This is a genomic window from Flavobacterium sp. PL11 (genome assembly GCF_035985025.1).
Lineage (GTDB): Bacteria > Bacteroidota > Bacteroidia > Flavobacteriales > Flavobacteriaceae > Flavobacterium.
In genome coordinates this window covers 1-2753 of the sequence record NZ_JAXCIA010000064.1, presented here as the reverse complement: position 1 = coordinate 2753, position 2753 = coordinate 1, and the positions used below count along the sequence as shown (strand labels likewise).

Annotated in this window: 2 protein-coding genes; one reads left to right on the top strand and one right to left on the bottom strand. The window is 29.3% G+C overall.

Annotated features, from left to right (window positions below; genetic code table 11):
• On the bottom strand, positions 1–268 hold a 268-nt coding region (locus RCH18_RS15940; protein WP_326937765.1), incomplete at its 3' end, for a transposase.
• A gap of 130 nt (positions 269–398) precedes the next feature.
• Here RCH18_RS15940 and RCH18_RS15935 point away from each other — a divergent pair.
• Complete coding sequence (locus tag RCH18_RS15935; protein WP_326937764.1) at positions 399–2558, top strand: NERD domain-containing protein; 2160 nt, start codon at positions 399–401, stop codon at positions 2556–2558.
• The last annotated feature ends 195 nt before the right edge of the window (positions 2559–2753 follow it).

Below are 2753 nucleotides of genomic sequence, written 5' to 3'. Positions count from 1 at the left end.
ATTCAATATTACGAATACACTCTTTTTCGAGTTTTCTTGAGCTTCGCAACCCGTTTAAATAACCGTACAAATAGATTTTAAGAAAGACTTTGGTACCAAAACTCGGACGACCTTCGAATTTTATAGTTTGCACTATAAAACCAAGTGCAGCGAGTGAGATATACTCTACAAAAGCTTCAATAAAACGCACGGCGTTATCTAATGCGATTTTATCTTCTAAACTGCTTATTTGTAACTGTTGACGTGATGTTCCGGATATATGTTGCATCTTTAAATGTACAAATTTTCTCGCTTATAAACAAAATTAAATACTATATTTGATGTAAATAAAACAGTAGTTTTTTCACAGTCTGCCGTTGTGCGTCATACTAAAAGAACACCGAAACCAAGAAAGATAAATGGCAACATTAATACCTTCATACGATAAAATACTTTCATTAAAGGTGAAACCTGAAGATGGAGAGTTGCATTTGTTGAAATTTTTGGATTCACACCTTAACGAATCATTTGAAGTTTACTTCAATCCATATATGAATGGAGACAGACCCGACATAGTAATTATGCGGAAAGGATTTGGAGTTATGGTTATTGAAGTTAAAGACTATAATTTAGACTTATACAAACTTGATGAAAGAAAAAATTTTGTAATCAAGAGTAATAACGCAAAAACCTCTAAATCCCCAATTTCTCAAGTCTTAAAATATAAAGACAACCTTTATGAACTTCATATTGATAAATTATTAGAGAAAAAAATTAAAGATATTAGAAACTTTAATATGGTATGCTCTGCTGTATATTTTCATAATGCAAATTCGGAGCAAATAACAGAGTTATTAGTTTCCCCTTTTAAAGAAGACTTCAACTATCAAAAATTCTTGAAGTACAACATTGACCTGATAGGTCGTGATAACCTCAATGAATTAGATTTCAATAAAATTCTTAAAAACAGATATTTAAAAGCCGACAAAATATCATTTTTATTTACTGACGATATATATGAAAGTTTTAAACGATTCTTAAAACCACCAATCCATTTAAAGGAACAAGGCAGAGAAATTAGATATAGCCAAAAACAAATGGAAATTATTTACGAGTCTAATAAAAAAGAACAACGAATTAAAGGAGTTGTTGGTTCGGGTAAAACAACAATTTTAGCTGCGAGAGCAGTTCAAGCTCATAAACGAACAAATGGTAATGTTCTTATTTTAACCTACAACATTACATTAAGAAATTATATTAAAGATAAAATTAGTGATGTTCGAGAAGATTTTCCTTGGGAAAACTTTGTTATATCAAACTATCATTTATTCATTACTTCAGAACTAAATAACCTTGGTATTCCTGTCGAAGTACCAAAGGACTTTAATGAATTAAGTGACGATGAAAAAGATATTTTTTTTGAGAGTAAATACTATTCAAATAAGGCTCTCTTTATTGAACGAAAAGAAGATATTAAAACATATGACGTTATCATAATTGATGAAATTCAAGATTATAAAAGAGCTTGGATGGAAATAATAAAAGAGTGTTTTTTAAGTGAAAACGGAGAATACGTACTATTTGGAGACGTTAAGCAAAACATTTACAATAATACGATAGACGGGAAAGATATTTCTACGAATGTAAGAGGTGTAACAGAACTTAAAAACTGTTTTCGTTCAGATTTCAAGATTAAAGACTTGGCAATACATTACCAAAAAGACATTTTTAAAGACAAGTATGAAATTGATAATTTTAATGATAAAGCAACTAATTTAGAATTTGATTTTGGCAGAAATCAACAAGGAAGTCTAAACTACATTTATCTATCAAATACGGATAATGTTTCTAGTTTATATACAATAATTCACGAAAATGCAATTAATAAAGATATTCCACCAAATGATATAACTATACTTGGTTATTCAATTTCACTTCTCAAAAAATTTGATGCATATTATCGTTATTCTTCAAATGAAAAAACGAATACAATGTTTGAAACATTTGAAATGGTTTATAGAATGGGTTTAAACTATATTAAACAGAATAACCAACCAACTTGGCTCAAAGAAGGCATTAACTTAATCAAACGGGAAAAAGATTTTAAGACAGATAACGCATTTAATCAACTAAGTATATTGTTTACAGTTTACGACCTTTACAAAGAATACGGAGATAGATTTAAAGATAAACTTGACTTTTATTCTTTAAAATTCAAAACAACAACAAAAGACTATTTAGCATTTCGTGAAAAGTATGAATCTGAAATAAGTGATTTTATAAAAGATTTTGGTCCAAAAAGGCAGACCAGCAATCTGAATATGATTAGAAACAATAAAAAAATACACTTTTATATGAATAGTGGCACTGTAAAAATTTCGACAGTACACAGTTTTAAAGGATGGGAAAGTGAAACGCTTTTTCTAATTCTTGAAAAAAAGTTTGATAAAATGCAAATGACTTTTGACGAAATTCTATACACAGGTATTACAAGAAGTAGAGCTAATTTGATTTTAATAAATTTTGGAAATGAAGAATATGATAAAAAATTGAGAACTCTAATTGACAAAGTAAAATAAAGTACGAACGCACAACAGCTAGGGTTTCGTTGCGTTCGAAGAACGAACAATGAACCCGCGGTTGAACGGAACCGATTACATGCCGTCAACACTATGGGGTTATCGTAAAATTATTTGGAGGATTTCAAGAGGATTTGGAGTCCTCTTTTTTTTTGCCGTATTGTAAGAACAATATTCATAGTGATTTCATTCACA